A 13,919-nucleotide genomic window follows, 5' to 3' on the forward strand; every position below is an offset into this window, starting at 1 on the left:
CAGGCAAACAGCGAGGCCGCGCACACACCGAGTCAGTAACCATTGATCCCTATCGCGGACCGCCCGGGAAAGCCCCGAATTCCTGCGAAGAATGGCCACCGTCTGCCGGTTTCAGCGACAGCCCGAACGTATTCGCCCGACACAGCGAGAGAAGCGACCCAGCGCCCTGCCCCGCGGTGTCACGGACGGGCGAAGGTGTCGTGGGGTGTCGGTAATCTGGTTCGAGGCTCGGAGAACCGAGCCGTTCGGACCGGTGGGGGTGGCGGTGAGCGAGGAGCCGGTACGGCGGCCCAAGGGGCTGGGCAAGCGTGCGTGGGTGACGACGAAGCTGGTGCGGCGGGTGTTGCGCGCACTGGCCTGGTCGAGGTTCGTGCGGGTGACCGTGCTCGGCCGCGAGCGGGTGCCGAAGTCCGGGCCGGTGATCGTGGCGAGCAATCACATCTCCATGCTCGACGCGGTCTTCCTGTGGGGCGCGCTGCGGCGGCGAGCCGTCGCCATCGCGATGGCGGAGCTGTGGTCGTGGCCGGTGGTCGGCTGGCTGGTGCGGCGGCTCGGCCAGATTCCGGTGCTGCGCCGCGACAGCGAGTCGGGGCGGTCCGCGCTGTCCCAGGCCGAGCAGATTCTGCGGCACGGCGGCGTGCTGCTCATCTATCCGGAGGGGCGGCTGGTGGCGCCAGGCGAGTGGGAGCCGTACAAGCCCGGCGTTGCGAAACTCGCACTGGCGACCGGGGTTCCGATCATCCCCGTCGGCACCAGCGGCACCGATCGGGTCCTGCCGATGCGCCGCAGCCGGGGCGCCGGCCCGGCCTTCGACCGGAGTCAGCGCGTGACGATCCACTTCGGCACGCCCATCGATCCGGCCGAATACGACAATCCGGAGAAGTTGCTCGACCATCTGCGCACGCAGATCGAGAATCTTCGTGCGGCACGCTGAGCGAGGTGTACTGTCCGGCGCCGCCTCGGTACAGTCTGGCGTGAGCGGCGTCATGTAACAGTTTTGCCTCGACGCGAGACGCACTCTGTGGGGATTGAGGCGGCCCCCGCCGGTCGCAGCACAGCCGATAAGGGAGTACTAGATAGATGCATGTCCGATGAAGCCTTCCGCACTGCGTAAGAACTCCGTCCTGCGGAGCACCGTGGTGGCGCTGGCCGCCATGCTGTCCGTGAGCCTGCTCGGGGGCACCGCCTCGGCCGAGCCGCAGAAGCCGTCGGCCGTCACCTCCATCGAGAAGGACGGGCGCACCTGGCACCTCAAGGTGTATTCGGCCGCGATGGGCACCGACGTCAAGATCGACGTGCAGCGCCCCGCCGACGAGTCCAAGTCCGCGCCGAACATCTACATGCTCAACGGCCTCGACGGCGGCGAAGGCACCGCCAGCTGGCAGGCCCAGACCAAGGCGCTGGAGTTCCTGGCCGACAAGTCGGTCAACGTCATCCAGCCGGTCGGCGGACGCGGCAGTTACTACACCGACTGGATCAAGCCCGATCCGGCGCTCGGCGTGAACAAGTGGAAGACCTTCTTCACCGAGGAACTGCCGCCGCTGCTGGACAAGACCCTGCAGTCCACCGGCCGCAACGCGCTGGCCGGCCTGTCGACCTCCGGCACGTCGGTGCTGCAGCTGGCCGAGGCCAAGCCCGGCCTGTTCAAGTCGGTCGCGGCGTACAGCGGTTGCGCGCAGATCGCCGACCCGGCCGGTCAGCGGTTCGTGAAGCTCGCGACCGAGACGTGGGCGGGCGGCAATACCGAGAACATGTACGGGCCCGACAACAGCCCGCTGTGGGCGGAGAACGACCCGGTCGTCAACGCGGAGAAGCTGCGCGGCACGCTGCTCTACGTCTCCAGCGGCAGCGGCATCCCGGTGCTGGACGACGTCAAGTACTACCTGGGCAGCTCCCCGGGGCCGACCGGCGCCGTCAACCTCGGCCTCGGCGTGATCATCGAGGCGGCCGTGAACGGCTGCACGAACAACCTGAAGAATCGCCTCGACTCGCTGAACATCCCCGCCACCTACCAGTTCAACCCCGTGGGCACGCACTACTGGCCCTACTGGGAAGAGGCGCTGCACAACTCCTGGCCGCTGCTCGCGCAGGGCATGGATCTGCCGCACTGAGGTTTCGAGTTACGGGAGGAGTCGGCGGACTCCTCCCGTACTTCGTATGGGGATAGCCACCGCCTATCGTCTCTGCGATGAGCGCACACTTCGAGGAACTCGGCTGGCAGCAGACGCCGATGGGTGAGATCAGCCTGCGGCGGCGGTTCGATCCCGCGGCGCGGGCCGAGGTCTACGAGGTCAAGCTGGGCGACGAGTACCTCATGTCGAGCCTGTTCACCGTCGCCGAACGCGAACTGGCCCGGTTGGGTCTCGCGCGCACGGCGGGCGCGGAGCTGTCGGTGGTCGTCGGCGGGCTCGGGCTGGGCTACACCGCACAGGAAGCGTTGCGGGACAAGCGGGTTCGGAGTCTCACCGTCGTCGAGTACTCGGACGCGGTCATCGATTGGCACCACCGCGATCTGCTGCCCACCGCCGGGCTGGCCGCCGACGATCGCGTCATCCTCGTCCGCGCCGACTTCTTCGCCGCGGCGGCGAGCACGACCGGGTTCGATCCCGACAACCCCAGCCGCGTCTACGACGCGATCCTGCTCGACATCGACCACTCACCACGCCACGTGCTGCACCATCCGCACGCCGCGTTCTACACCGCCGACGGATTGCGCGCGCTCACCGAACATCTCGCTCCGCGCGGTACTTTCGCGCTGTGGTCCGACGACGCGCCCGACGATCATTTCCTGTCGACTTTGGCTTCCGTCTTCACCGACGTGCGGGCCGAACAGGTGCCCTTCGACAACCCGCTGACTCGCGGCCGATCGTCCAACACGATCTACCTCGCCACTCGTTCCTGATCCTTTTCGATGGCGTGCAGTACCACATCGGTCAGCTGCCCGGCGCTGATGCGCGCGGTGAGATACGTGTGCTCGGGTTGCCTACGCCGATCCGTCGGCGAGCCCGGGTTGAGCAGTCTCAGGCCGGTCTCCGCGACACTGTCCCACGGAATATGACTGTGCCCGAACACCAGGACATCGGTGTCCGGAAAGTCCCGCGCGCACCGCCGCTCACGCCCCTTCGCCGGCCCCGTCTCGTGCACCACCGCCAGCCGCACCCCCGCCAACTCCGCATACGCGACCTCCGGCAGCCGGGCCCGCAACTCCGCCCCGTCATTGTTCCCATAAACCCCGATCAACCGCCTGCTACGAGCCTCGAGCCGATCCAACAACCCCACCTCCACCCAATCCCCCGCATGCACCACCACATCCGCCCGCTCCACCTCCCCCCACACCACCCCCGGCAAATCCCGCCCCCGCTTAGGCACGTGCGTATCCGAAACAATCAGCAACCGCATCCCCCCGGTCTACCACCCCACCCCCCTCCCAAGCCCCTGGACACCGCACCACCCCGAGCCTGGCACAGCACACGCTCACGAAGCCCGCAGGATATGTCGCCAGCGACATATCCTCACCGAACACCGCCCACGCCGTGGCGACCGATGATTGCTACCTTCGAGGTGTGAGCCGAACTCAGTGGAAGATCCACGGCGAGCGCGTGGTCGACGAGAATCGTCACATTCGACTGTCCACCGTCGATGTCGAACTTCCTGATGGCGTGCGCTTCACTCAGTACGTTGCTCGAATGCCGCGGTGCGCAATGACTTTGGTGCTCAACGAGGACCGTGAGGCGCTGCTGATGTACCGCCACCGGTTCATCATCGACCGATGGGTGTGGGAGCTGCCCGGAGGCTATGTCGACGGTGCCGAGGACATCGCGCTCGCTGCCGCGCGCGAGGTCGAGGAAGAGACAGGCTGGCGGCCCCGCACCATCGAGCATCTCGTCACCTATCAGCCAGCGATCGGCACGCTCGACCAGCCACAGGAGATTTACCTCGCCCGCGGCGCCGATCTGACCGACAATCCACCCGACATCAACGAGGCCGAAGAACTCGGTTGGTTCCCGCTTCCCGAAGCGATAGCGATGATCGATCGCGGCGAGATAGTCGGCGTCGCAACGGTTGTCGCGTTGTATCGAGCGCTCAACCTGCATTTGTAGTGGCGGCCAGCACCCGCCGCCGGAACGAGGCAACATCGGTAAGCCGGTCGTACGGCGCGAGCCGGAAGCGGACTTCACGCAGGTATGAAAAGCTGCGTCGAGACTCGAGGCCGCCCACCAGTTCGAGCGCGTCGTCACCGATGCGTACCGCTTCGTGGGGGTCGGAGTCCGCGACAGCGGAAGCGAGCAGGCACAGATTGAAAGCCCGACCGCGCTGGTATCCCTCGGACATCTCTAGGGATTGCTCGGCGTATCGGGCTGCGCGGCCGAGGTCTCCAAGATCCCGGAAGCAATGGGCGATCTTGGCCGACAAATACGCGTCGTCGAAGTACGCGAGCCATTCCGGCCGGCCAAAATCCTTACGGCTGAAAGCGCGTTGAGCTGCGTTCAGCGCTGTCGCGCAAGATGATTGGTCCAGAAGCGCAGCGTGACCGTGTGCCTCGACCATCAGGCACTCGGACTCGAGGGCAGCCAAGCCAGCGTTTCGGGCAGCGATCTGCGCGGCGCGGGCCAGGTCGACGGCGTCGCCAGGTCGGCCGACGTAGGTGGCTTGGTGGCTCATCGCTGCGAGTATCTCGGCTCCGAGTCCGGTATCACCGGCTGCTCGGGACATCCGAAGAGCTTGGATCAAATATCGCTGCGCTAGGCCGTGCTCCTCGAGATCGTAGGCGGCCCAGCCGGCAAGCTTCGTGAGTTCCGCAGTGGTGGCGAACAGCTGCCGCCCGACGCGCTCGTTGTAGCTGCCACGAAGAAGCGGAGCGACCGAGCTGTGCAAGTAGTGGACGACTGTCGACCTAACCTTGCCCCCGCCAACGCGATTGTCGAGGTCACGGAACGCGGTCGTCATCGTCCGCACCGCGTCGACGTCACTCTGTCCGATTCGGCGAGATCCGGCGGAGACCGGATGCTCAGGGCCGGGCAGGGTCAGCCATCGCATCGACGCAGCAGGGTAAACCGCGACCGCATACGACGCGCCGACGAGGAACCGCCTGCGCTCCACGTCACTCCTCCATAACGCTGTCGCTGAAGCAGTCGCTTCCGCGAGACTCAGCGAGAACTCCAATCCGAGATCGGCAGCCTTGCCCCCACCGGTCATCCCGCAATCAGCGGCGCTCACCCGCCGGCCAGCAACTTCGGTGAGACACTCCGCAATCAGCTCAGGCCCAGGCGGATTGGGTTGTTCTCCTGCCAGCCACCGCCCTACCGCAGTGTGGTCATAACGCAACTCAACACCTACGGCACGTCCACGTTCGACTACTCGGCGGGCAAGCGCCTTGTTCGCTAGGCCCGTCTCCTCGAGCAACTCGGCAAGCTGAGAATTGGGCTGCTTGGGCTGCCGTCCCATTGCAGCAGTCTGGCACGCGAAAGACCCCAGAGGCCATGAATTCGCTGCCGCGCACACCCCCTGCGCACACACCGGCCCCGCCTGCACGCCTTACGTCGAGGCAACCGCGCGGCGTGTCCTTGATCTAGGCATCCGACGACCAGGAGGCGCAGGCGATGCACACGAACCTTACGGAATCACAGGCCGCCGTGCTGGCGGTACTCGAACCGGGCGGGATCCTCTCGATTGATCAGCTTGCCCGCGACGCCCAGCTGACGACGTTGCGGACCAGATCTGCGATATCGGCGCTGCGCTCGCGCGGCCTGGTCGCCGCCGGGGCCGGAACACGGTCGAGCCGGTACCAAATCACCCCGCGCGGACGCGGGGCCGCACACACCCGTGCCCGCGTCGCAAGGTGAGCCCGAAATGCTCCCCCTGGCAGAGCTGCGCGCAATATTCGAGGCCGACGACGCCGCGAAACTTGCCCTCGCGCCGAACGATAGTCCGCCCCGCGGTTGGCATTACGGCGACGGTGGTCTCCAGGCGATCGGCGCGAACGGCCGCCCTGATCCGAACTGTCGACCGCCCGCGCTCGGCTTCGCGGGGCGGGTCGCTCTGGAGGCGACGTCGAGCCTGGTCGTCGACGACGCGCACGGATGACGGCCGCCCAGTTGTGGGTGGCCTGCTGCGCGTTGATTTTGGCGGCATTGTTCCTACTCGCGCTGGTCGCGTTCTCCGTGCGGCCGCAACGGATTCCGCCCGAACGCAGCGTCGAAGGCATACGCCAGCGCATCGAGCGCGAATCCGAATCGGAGGCAGAAGACCCGTAATCGGTCGGACGCTCCGCAGCTACCGCCGCGGCCACAGATGGCCCACCCCACGACGAGCTGAGGAGTTGAGTTGCGTTGGCACGTAGAGCAATTGGCCTAGTGAATACCGACGTCAGCGACCAACACGACGACGATCAGACCATCGTCGCCGCTATCGCAGAGACCGCGGCTACGACCTCGGCCCCGTGCTCACGATCGACTGCGCGACCTTCATGCCGATCACCTTGATCGTGCACACGGCCATACGCCGCGAAGCCTCCGCGGTCGTCGCGCCGGACGTCGGGCACTTCGGTGGCCGTTCCATCGTCCAAGCCGTATCCGCATCGTTGGCGCTGGAATCGCAGGCGGGCACGGTGCCGTGCTCGGGGACGGCATCCGGTTGCTCACTCGACCCCTTGGGGCACACCGATTCCGCCGCATCCCAAGCGAGCCGGTCGAAACCCGACCCGCAGCAGGCACGCTGTGACGCCGTCGAGCGCACGTACTGGCTGCTGCATTCCACTTCGCACGGCACGCACATCAGCCCTCGCCCACCGACGCGAGTGCACGACTCGACACCGCCCTCTAGCTCTACGACCCGAAACCATCTGGCGCAGCAAGAGATCGCATGCACATCATCCACTTCGCCGAAGAGGTGAAGAGAATCCTGGCACCCGTCGACCCAACAAACTCGCCGCGGAGGAATCGGTCATGGTCACCCTGGGCCGTCCGAGGGGAAGCACAGCGCCGGTATGGCGTCCGGCGAGCTCGTGGGGGCCGATGACATCCGCGCGAAGGGCAGGCATCGGCGCGCGGGCCCCGCCTGCCAGATCACTGCCATACCAACGCTTTTCGATATCAGGTCCCCGCCCGACAGGGCATCATTTGACCAGCGCCAGGAAGCAGCGCGGCTACCCGGCGTCTTCCGAGCAGACGGGCACCCATCGGGCCCGATCAACGCTGAGATTCCTTGGGGGAATCATGCGAAACGCACTCATCTATACACGCGCTCTCACGGCCCTTGTCGCGACTACTACTGCCTTCGCTGCTGGTTCCGGCGCGACGACCGCGCCGGCCTACGCAAGTCCGCCAGCGGCGTTCGTCGCCGCCAAGTCTTGCGGGTTCGAGTTCACCTACAGTCGGCCGTCGGTTTATCCGCCGCAGATCAAGGGCAACGGCGTCGCGCAGTGCGATGCACCGCCGGAGGAACATTTCTTGACTCTGTCGCTGGAATACAAGCAGGGTGGCCAGTGGGTCACGGCCGCCTACATCAACGATTCGGGAATTCCTCCGGGGCCGCCGAACTCGCGGTCGTACGAGGTGAGCGCGGCCTGTTATGCGGGAACCTGGCGTGTCAGTATGAGCGTGACAGGCCGCCTGCAAGGAATCCCGTTCGTGTTCAGCGACTACTCGGGAACCCGCGAGATATCGACCAGCCAATGCCCGAGCCGATGAAAGGACTCTGATGCCAGACCCTCTCGACGCGACCAAGTCTCAGGAACTGCGGGACAAGATCCAACCGATCTACGAGGAAACCGCGACCTTGCTCGGTGCCGGGCACCCGGCCGCAGTGTCGCTGCAACGCGCGGCGACCGAACTCGCCGCCGCCGCACCTGTCCCGCGCCGCTACGGCGACTATGAACCAAACTGACCCCTGCTAGCCCTAACGGCAGCGACCGCTAGAACAACGAAAGCGTCCGACTCGTCGGTTGGCGAGTCGGGCGCGAGAACACGATCGAAACCTTCCGCAGTCGCCGCCGTGGACGACTGCGAGCGAGAGCGACCGGCAAGCGACGATCGCGGGCAGCCGCGACGCCGCGGGCGCTCGACGCCTCGCTCAACATCGCGATCGATGAGGACGACGCTCGAGTCAGCTTCACCCCGCACACCAACGCGGCCTAACGGGGCGGGTTGGGCTTAGGGTTTTGGTATGACGCGGAATCCGTTTTTCGAGCGCAGCACGTTGCCTTATGAGTTGCCTCCGTTCGGGGAGATCGAGGAGGAGCATTATGTGCCTACGTTCGAGCGGGGGATGGCGGAGCAGTTGGGAGAGATCGGGGGGATCACGGGGGTGGCGGAGGAGGCTACGTTCGAGAACACGGTGGTGGCGTTGGAGCGGTCGGGGGCGCTGCTGGCCAGGGTCGCCGCTGTGTTCTTCAATATTTCCTCGTCGGATTCCACGGCGGGCACGGACGCGATCGAGGCGCGGATGTCGCCGCGGCTGGCCGCGCACCGCGACGCGATCCATCTCGATCCGGCCTTGTTCGCCAGGATCGAGTCGCTGTACCGACGCCGCGACGAGCTCGGCTTGGACCCGGAGCAACGGCGCCTGGTCGAGCAGTATCACCTCCGGTTCGTCCGCGCGGGCGCCGGCCTGGACACGCAGGGGCAAGCCAGGTTACGCGAACTGAACACCGAGATCGCCGCCGCGACAACCGAATTCGGGCAGAACAATGTGGCGGCGCGCAATGCCGCGACGGTGGTGCTGGACAACGCCGACGAACTCGCGGGATTGAGCCCGACGGCCGTCGCCGCGGCGGCGGAGAACGCGCGCTCGATGGACCGCGCGGGCGCCTGGGCGCTGCGCCTGCAAAACGTCTCCAACCAGCCCGTCCTCGCCGACCTGGCCGACCGGGACGTGCGACGCCGGGTGATGGCGGCCTCCCTCGAACGGGGCTTCACCGAGGACATCGACAACGGCCGCCTGGCCGTCCGCATCGCCGCCCTGCGCGCCGAACGCGCGGCCCTGCTCGGCTACCCGGACCACGCGTCGTACGCGGTGGCCGACCAGACCGCGCGCACCCCCGAGGCCGTGGAGGAGATGCTCGCCCGGCTCGTCCCGCCCGCGGTGGCCAACGCGAAACGCGAAGCGGCCGAACTGGCTGACGCGATGCCTGCCGAGGACGGCGAACTCCGCTCGTGGGACTGGCAGTACTGGTCGCAACGGGTACGCGCCGAACGGTTCTCGGTCGACGCCGAGGCCCTGCGCCCCTACTTCGAACTGGAGCGCGTGCTGCGGGACGGCGTGTTCTTCGCCGCCGAACAGGTCTACGGGATCACGCTGCGCGAGCGCGACGACCTGGTCGGCTACCACCCGGAGGTCCGAATCTTCGAGGTGTTCGACGCGGACGGCAGCGCGCTCGGTCTGTTCCTGGGCGACTTCTTCGCCAGACCGTCGAAGCACGGCGGCGCCTGGATGAACGAGCTGGTCAGCCAATCCCGGCTGCTCGGCAAGCGGCCGGTGGTGGTGAACAACCTGAATATCGCGAAGCCGCCCGCCGGTGAACCCGCGCTGCTGACCTGGGACAACGTCCGAACGCTTTTCCACGAGTTCGGCCACGCCCTGCACGGCCTGTTCTCCGACGTCCAATATCCGTTCTTCGCCGGCACCGAGGTTCCGCGCGACTGCGTCGAGTTCCCCTCGCAGGTGAACGAGGTGTGGATGGCCCGGCCCGAGATCCTGGCGAACTACGCCCGGCACATCGATACCGGCGAGCCGATGCCCGCCGAGCTGGTCGAGCGCATGGCGGCGGCCGAACGCTTCGGCGAGGGCTTCCGCACGGTCGAGTATCTCGGCGCGGCGCTGCTGGACTGGTCGTGGCATCGCGTGTCCGGCGCGGAGTCGCTGGCCGGCGCCGACGCCGCGACCTTCGAGGAGGCGGCGTTGCGCGAGGCGGGCCTCGCGCTGGCGGCCATCCCGCCGCGATACCGGACCGGGTACTTCGCCCACGTCTTCGCGGGCGGTTACGCCGCCGGGTACTACTCCTACATCTGGAGCGAGGTGCTGGACGCCGACACCGTCGACTGGTTCGAGGACGGCGCCGCCTCGATCCGCGAGAAGGGCACGGCCTTCCGCCGCGCACTGCTGTCCCGCGGCGGCTCGGTGGACCCGCTCGAGGCCTTCGCTTCCTTCCGCGGCCGGGCACCCGACCTCGAGCCGCTGCTGGCCAGGCGCGGACTGCTCGCCTGACCAAGGCTGGCATGTCGAGACCGCTCGAGCGAATCCGATTGCGGCGTAGCCTGTTTGGAAACGATCGACGCGGGAATGTCGCGAACACCGGCCCAACCGGCGCCGGGCGATCGATCGGAGGAGTCCAGCTCGTGTCACGAACCGCACTCGCCTTAGCCGCCGCCGGCGCCGCCGCACTACTGAGCACCGCCTCCGCCGAGGCGCAGGCAGACGACACCGCGCCCACCGTCGGCGGCGGCTCCGGCATCCTGGTGGACTCCCGCGTGGGGTGCACCCTGACGACCATCGGCCGGGACAACGAGCAGCGACTCGTCGGGCTGACCGCGGGGCACTGCGGGGAACCGGGCGCGACGGTCGTGGTCGAGGGCGACCCCGACGGCACCGCGGTGGGCCGATTCGCCTACACCGACCACACTTTGGACTACGCCGTCATCGAGTTCGACGCCCAGCGGGTGACCCCGGTGAATCAGATCGGCGGCACCACGATCACCGAACTCGGCGGACCCGCCTTCTTCCCGGCGGTGGTGTGCAAGCGCGGCAGCACCAGCGGGACGAGTTGCGGCGTCGTGTGGGGCGACGTTCGCGCCACCGCCACCGAGACGTGGACGCAAATGTGCGTGATGAAGGGCGATTCCGGCGCGCCCGTGGTGGCAGGCAGCACGCTGGTCGGCATGGTGAACGCCTACCTCGGCGTCGGCTGCCTCGGACCCGAGGTCGGCACCAACATCAGCGCCATCATGAACGACCTGAACGCGCGCGGCGGCGTCGGCGCCGGGTATCGCCCGCTGTGATCAGGCCTTGATCACGGCAGGAAGCGCGCCACCTGCGGGACCGCCTCGGCGACGTGATGGGCGTAGATGCCCTCGCCGATTCCCACGAAGTACCAACACTGCGGCGTCCGAACGAGTTTGCCCATCGCCAGCCCGGTGTGCGGTCCGCCGCTGAGCAGATACCGGGTGATCTCGGCGCCCGAGGTGGTGTCGAGGAGGCGGTAGTAGGCGTTGTCGATCTGCGCGAAACTCTGTCCGGAGTAACAGGTTACGAGGAACACCACTGTCGTCACCTCCGGCGGGAGCCGCGCCAGATCGACGGTGATCACCTCGTTGTCGCCCGCTCCGTCGCCCGTCGGGCTGTCGCCGCTGTGCGCGACCGAGCCGTCCCGGGAGACCAGCTGCTCGTGGTAGACGGCGTCGGCGAGCACGTCGCCCGCGAAAAGCAAAGCGGCCGAGTTCAAGTCGATCCTGCTGCCGGGGACGACCGTGCCGTCGAAGTCGACGAGCAGGCTTTCCTCTGACGGATCCCAGCCCAACGAGACCGCGACATGCTCGGGCAGCGTGCCGTCAGGATTCTGTAGCGGGAAGGACAACCGTGTCCCCTTTCTCAGGGGCGAGCACGGTATCCAGCTACCGCAACGCCTTTACATCTCGAAACATGGCGGGGCACAACCCCGGTCGGCCAACGATAGCTCCCGCCGCGCCTGCTCACCGTCGAGCGGCTCGTCATCGTTGACGATGCCGGGGGTCATCCTGGCGACCGGCGCCGTGGCGGAACTCGGCGAGCAGACCTGCCGTCCGAGTCCGTAACAGCCCGTCATCGGGCGCTTACCCCGCGTGCATCCGGTTCAATCGCCCGTTTCGGGCAGTGTTCCCCGCGTCACATTCGCCGCGTGGAACACACCGATCGCACCGTCGGGCGCACGGAATACTGTCGTACCCATGGCGACTCCCGACTTCATCAGAACCATCCGGGCCGACGCGGGCACGCAACTGCTGTGGCTGCCCGGCGTCAGCGCCGTGGTCCTCGATGACGACGGCCGGTTACTGCTCGGCCGGCGCGCGGACACCGGCCGGTGGGCGATCGTCGCCGGGATGCCGGAGCCCGGGGAGCAGCCCGCGGCGTGCGCGGTGCGGGAGGTGTTCGAGGAGACCGCCGTGCACTGTGTGGCCGAGCGCATCGCCCTCGTCCGGGCCATGCCCGCGCATACCTATCCGAACGGCGACATCTGCCAGTTCATGGATATCACCTTCCGCTGCAAGGCGATCGGCGGGACGGCGCGGGTGAACGACGACGAATCGCTCGAGGTCGCCTGGTTCGACGTGTCCGCGCTGCCGGAGTTGCCCGAGCACGCGCTGGTGCGCATCGAGCACGCGCTGTCCGAGGGGCCCGCGTGGTTCGAGCCCGCGCCCTGAGGCGGTATCGGACTGTGTCGCAGCCCTATTCGACGCGTGTGCGCCGAAATTCCGGGCGGCCGAAGGTTATTGGACCGGGTCCGTCTCGTAGACGGGGATGCCCCGTGCGTCCAACATCTGAATGATGCCGACGAACTGATCGCGATCACCGATCGCCTCGGGAACGTACTCGTTGATCTCGGCGTGGGTAATGTACTTCTGCTCGTGGCCCAGGGTGATCAGTTCCTTGATTCCAGAATGGGGCATAGGTGATCTCCAGGTCTCAGGAAGCCGTACTGCTGTCGGCCCAGGGACGCCCTACGCTAGCAGCGCCGCGCAGGTGAGCGCTGAAATATCGGCGGAATCTCAGGGTTTCGACAGGCACCGCGCGAACACGGCGGCCACAGCCGGATCGAATGTCGGCCATATGCCGTAAAGTCGCTGCACCGCAATGTGATTCAGGCACTACTCCGCCCCGCCTGCTTGATTTCCAGGTGAGACCGGCGGCACCCGCCGGGATCGCCGAGCGCTCGCTCGACTACGGCGCGCAACCTATTTGGCGACGGTGAAGCCGCCGTCCTCGGCGATCGGCCCGGGACCGACTTCGCCATTCGTGGCGCCGATCGAGTAACCCACCGGTTCGAACGCCGACAACGACCGCCCATCGACCTTCACATCGGTGAAGACGACCGGGCTGAAATCCGGCAGGGCACTGTTGAGCTGACCCTCGACGATCACCTCGGCCGACCGCACGGGCGCGTCGGAATGCACGACGGTGGTGCGCGTCCAGTGCTGCGTCACGTTCGCCACCGTCATTGTGTAGGACTGCCCGTCGAAGGTGACCGAGGCCCGCATCGCGTCGCCGGGCGCCGGCGTCACATTCGGGTAGACCACCGGGTTCGCCGGATACGCCTCCCACAGTGCCATTCGGTAGGCGTCCTGCGCGCACGTCGCGGTGCCCTGCGCCGAGGCCGTGCCCACGGTCGCGCACAGGCCGGACGCGGCCTCGCCCAGCTGCTTGTTCGCGCCTTCGGCGGCTCGGACCGCATTGTGAAACCACGTGGGATTGTCGGCGACCGTGGCGCTCGCCAGATTCACGATCGCCAGGCCGGGCACCGACGCCAGCGCGCCCGCCGTGCTCACGCACATGATCTCGGAGCCGGTCTGCATCAACGGCAAAGCCTGCTCGCCGTCGACCACTGTTCCGTTCAGGCCGACCCACGGCACGACCCGCTGAATAACGCCGGTATCGGAGCACCGCACCTCGGGCTCGATCCATTCCGCGGAAATACTCCGGAACTTTCCCGTGACGACATATCCGGCCCAGTTAGTGCCGCGCTTGCGCGGCGGGTCCGACTGGGTTTTCGACCTCGCCGACGCCGGCGGAGTCGCCTTGGGCTCGGACTCCGGCGCACCCTGCGCGGTAGCCAACGACGGAGAAATCAGCACCGCGACGATCGAGCCCACCACCGTCGTGGCGAGACGGCTTCGAATTCGCGGCCGACCCTGGGTAGTCGTCATGAACAAGAACAGTAGCCGAAAATCATC

Annotated in this window: 17 protein-coding genes; 12 read left to right on the forward strand and 5 right to left on the reverse strand. The window is 67.1% G+C overall.

The features are described from left to right. Positions 1-205: 205 nt before the first annotated feature. The 3 genes from ON39_RS29375 (at position 206) to ON39_RS29385 (ending at position 2,902) form a co-directional block, all read left to right on the forward strand. Positions 206-934, forward strand: coding sequence for a lysophospholipid acyltransferase family protein (locus tag ON39_RS29375; RefSeq protein ID WP_085998281.1), 729 nt, complete (start codon positions 206-208; stop codon positions 932-934). 157 nt (positions 935-1,091) lie between these two features. Next, positions 1,092-2,111, forward strand: a complete 1,020-nt coding sequence (locus ON39_RS29380; protein ID WP_040739219.1) for an alpha/beta hydrolase — start codon at positions 1,092-1,094, stop codon at positions 2,109-2,111. 77 nt (positions 2,112-2,188) lie between these two features. After that, positions 2,189-2,902, forward strand: a complete 714-nt coding sequence (locus tag ON39_RS29385) for a polyamine aminopropyltransferase (protein WP_040739220.1) — start codon at positions 2,189-2,191, stop codon at positions 2,900-2,902. Here the strand turns inward: ON39_RS29385 and ON39_RS29390 are convergent. After that, entirely contained in the window at positions 2,881-3,399 is a 519-nt protein-coding gene (locus ON39_RS29390; RefSeq protein ID WP_040739221.1) for a metallophosphoesterase family protein, read from the reverse strand. The genes ON39_RS29385 and ON39_RS29390 overlap by 22 nt on opposite strands. A gap of 134 nt (positions 3,400-3,533) precedes the next feature. On the opposite strand from ON39_RS29390, the gene ON39_RS29395 reads away from it, so the two are divergent. Further along, entirely contained in the window at positions 3,534-4,100 is a 567-nt protein-coding gene (locus tag ON39_RS29395; RefSeq protein WP_211336371.1) for an NUDIX hydrolase, read from the forward strand. On the opposite strand, the gene ON39_RS29400 is transcribed toward ON39_RS29395, so the two are convergent. After that, positions 4,084-5,445: an NsdA family TPR-like regulatory protein gene (locus ON39_RS29400; protein ID WP_040739223.1), complete on the reverse strand. Its 1,362-nt coding sequence runs from the start codon at positions 5,443-5,445 to the stop codon at positions 4,084-4,086. The genes ON39_RS29395 and ON39_RS29400 overlap by 17 nt on opposite strands. Before the next feature lie 155 nt (positions 5,446-5,600). Between ON39_RS29400 and ON39_RS49070 the strand changes: the two genes are divergently transcribed. The 7 genes from ON39_RS49070 (at position 5,601) to ON39_RS29430 (ending at position 10,994) form a co-directional block, all read left to right on the forward strand. Beyond that, positions 5,601-5,843, forward strand: coding sequence for a winged helix DNA-binding protein (locus ON39_RS49070; RefSeq protein WP_110293718.1), 243 nt, complete (start codon positions 5,601-5,603; stop codon positions 5,841-5,843). Positions 5,844-5,850: 7 nt separating this feature from the next. After that, the gene (locus ON39_RS29405; protein ID WP_040739225.1) at positions 5,851-6,084 is read left to right on the forward strand and encodes a hypothetical protein; all 234 of its coding nucleotides are present in this window, start codon (positions 5,851-5,853) and stop codon (positions 6,082-6,084) included. Next, positions 6,081-6,254 (forward strand): hypothetical protein, encoded by a 174-nt coding sequence (locus tag ON39_RS49075; protein WP_157195528.1) that lies wholly within the window; start codon positions 6,081-6,083, stop codon positions 6,252-6,254. The genes ON39_RS29405 and ON39_RS49075 overlap by 4 nt, the downstream gene beginning before the upstream one ends. Before the next feature lie 960 nt (positions 6,255-7,214). Next, entirely contained in the window at positions 7,215-7,688 is a 474-nt protein-coding gene (locus tag ON39_RS29415) for a hypothetical protein (protein WP_040739227.1), read from the forward strand. Between the two features lie 10 nt (positions 7,689-7,698). Then, positions 7,699-7,884, forward strand: a complete 186-nt coding sequence (locus ON39_RS29420) for a hypothetical protein (protein ID WP_040739228.1) — start codon at positions 7,699-7,701, stop codon at positions 7,882-7,884. 279 nt (positions 7,885-8,163) lie between these two features. After that, on the forward strand, positions 8,164-10,203 hold the full coding sequence (locus ON39_RS29425; RefSeq protein ID WP_040739229.1) for a M3 family metallopeptidase: 2,040 nt from the start codon (positions 8,164-8,166) through the stop codon (positions 10,201-10,203). A 131-nt stretch (positions 10,204-10,334) separates the two neighbouring features. Then, positions 10,335-10,994 (forward strand): chymotrypsin family serine protease, encoded by a 660-nt coding sequence (locus tag ON39_RS29430; protein ID WP_040739230.1) that lies wholly within the window; start codon positions 10,335-10,337, stop codon positions 10,992-10,994. An 11-nt stretch (positions 10,995-11,005) separates the two neighbouring features. Here the strand turns inward: ON39_RS29430 and ON39_RS29435 are convergent, their stop codons facing one another. After that, positions 11,006-11,602, reverse strand: coding sequence for a TerD family protein (locus ON39_RS29435; RefSeq protein ID WP_306307554.1), 597 nt, complete (start codon positions 11,600-11,602; stop codon positions 11,006-11,008). Positions 11,603-11,918: 316 nt separating this feature from the next. Between ON39_RS29435 and ON39_RS29440 the strand changes: the two genes are divergently transcribed. After that, positions 11,919-12,392: an NUDIX hydrolase gene (locus ON39_RS29440; RefSeq protein ID WP_040739231.1), complete on the forward strand. Its 474-nt coding sequence runs from the start codon at positions 11,919-11,921 to the stop codon at positions 12,390-12,392. A 66-nt stretch (positions 12,393-12,458) separates the two neighbouring features. Here the strand turns inward: ON39_RS29440 and ON39_RS29445 are convergent, their stop codons facing one another. Both ON39_RS29445 and ON39_RS46225 read right to left on the reverse strand, forming a co-directional pair. Further along, positions 12,459-12,638, reverse strand: coding sequence for an RNA polymerase sigma factor region1.1 domain-containing protein (locus tag ON39_RS29445; protein WP_040739232.1), 180 nt, complete (start codon positions 12,636-12,638; stop codon positions 12,459-12,461). 285 nt (positions 12,639-12,923) lie between these two features. After that, positions 12,924-13,892, reverse strand: coding sequence for a G1 family glutamic endopeptidase (locus ON39_RS46225; RefSeq protein WP_169335929.1), 969 nt, complete (start codon positions 13,890-13,892; stop codon positions 12,924-12,926). Between the last annotated feature and the right edge of the window lie 27 nt (positions 13,893-13,919).

It is taken from the genome of Nocardia tenerifensis NBRC 101015, from assembly GCF_000308715.1.
Classification (GTDB): Bacteria; Actinomycetota; Actinomycetes; order Mycobacteriales; family Mycobacteriaceae; genus Nocardia; species Nocardia tenerifensis.

Coding starts and splice junctions, on each gene's coding strand:
- ON39_RS49070 (WP_110293718.1), top strand. CDS start 5,601: ATGCACACGAACCTTACGGAATCACAGGCCGCCGTGCTGGCGGTACTC.
- ON39_RS29420 (WP_040739228.1), top strand. CDS start 7,699: ATGCCAGACCCTCTCGACGCGACCAAGTCTCAGGAACTGCGGGACAAG.
- ON39_RS46225 (WP_169335929.1), bottom strand. CDS start 13,892: ATGACGACTACCCAGGGTCGGCCGCGAATTCGAAGCCGTCTCGCCACG.
- ON39_RS29440 (WP_040739231.1), top strand. CDS start 11,919: ATGGCGACTCCCGACTTCATCAGAACCATCCGGGCCGACGCGGGCACG.
- ON39_RS29390 (WP_040739221.1), bottom strand. CDS start 3,399: ATGCGGTTGCTGATTGTTTCGGATACGCACGTGCCTAAGCGGGGGCGG.
- ON39_RS29425 (WP_040739229.1), top strand. CDS start 8,164: ATGACGCGGAATCCGTTTTTCGAGCGCAGCACGTTGCCTTATGAGTTG.
- ON39_RS29385 (WP_040739220.1), top strand. CDS start 2,189: ATGAGCGCACACTTCGAGGAACTCGGCTGGCAGCAGACGCCGATGGGT.
- ON39_RS29415 (WP_040739227.1), top strand. CDS start 7,215: ATGCGAAACGCACTCATCTATACACGCGCTCTCACGGCCCTTGTCGCG.
- ON39_RS29400 (WP_040739223.1), bottom strand. CDS start 5,445: ATGGGACGGCAGCCCAAGCAGCCCAATTCTCAGCTTGCCGAGTTGCTC.
- ON39_RS49075 (WP_157195528.1), top strand. CDS start 6,081: ATGACGGCCGCCCAGTTGTGGGTGGCCTGCTGCGCGTTGATTTTGGCG.
- ON39_RS29445 (WP_040739232.1), bottom strand. CDS start 12,638: ATGCCCCATTCTGGAATCAAGGAACTGATCACCCTGGGCCACGAGCAG.
- ON39_RS29405 (WP_040739225.1), top strand. CDS start 5,851: ATGCTCCCCCTGGCAGAGCTGCGCGCAATATTCGAGGCCGACGACGCC.
- ON39_RS29380 (WP_040739219.1), top strand. CDS start 1,092: ATGAAGCCTTCCGCACTGCGTAAGAACTCCGTCCTGCGGAGCACCGTG.